General features: G+C 79.2%; 1 protein-coding gene. It reads left to right on the top strand.

Annotated elements, in window-relative coordinates:
* A partial coding sequence (locus tag D3105_RS34150; RefSeq protein WP_133305756.1) for a bifunctional DNA primase/polymerase occupies positions 1-539 on the top strand: 539 nt, incomplete at both ends.

Genomic DNA, 539 nt, shown 5'->3' with positions numbered 1-539 from the left:
GTCTTCCCCCTCTCCGCCACCAAGCTCCCCGCCCTGCGCTCCCCCCACCGCGGCGAGCAGCCCCCGACGCACTGCCGGGGCGAGTGCGGGTTGCCGGGACACGGGGTGCACGACGCCACCACCGACCCCGCGGCCGTCCGCGCCCTCTTCGCCGCCGCGCCCCGGGCCACCGGCTACGGCATCGCCTGCGGACGCGCCCCGCACCGCCTCATCGGCATCGACCTGGACGTCGACCCGGCGTACGGCAGCGACGCGGCGGGCGCACTGCGGCAGCTCGCCCTCCAGCACCTGTTCACGATCCCGCCGACGGTCACGGTGCTCACCCCGAGCGGCGGCCGCCACCTCTGGCTCACCGGCCCCGCCGACGCGACGGTCCCCAACTCCGCCGGCCGCCTCGCCCCGGGCATCGATATCCGCGGCACCGGCGGCTACCTGGTCGGCCCCGGCTCGGTCACCGCCCACGGCCGCTACCGCCTGGCCCCCGGCACCGCCCACCTCGCCCCGGCGGTCCGGGGTGGGGGTGGGGCCCGCGCCCCTGG

Origin of the sequence: Streptomyces globisporus, from assembly GCF_003501885.1 — a bacterium.
GTDB lineage: Bacteria > Actinomycetota > Actinomycetes > Streptomycetales > Streptomycetaceae > Streptomyces > Streptomyces globisporus_D.
The sequence above is the reverse complement of the archived record's forward strand: the minus strand, read 5'-3'. Positions and strand labels throughout refer to the sequence as shown.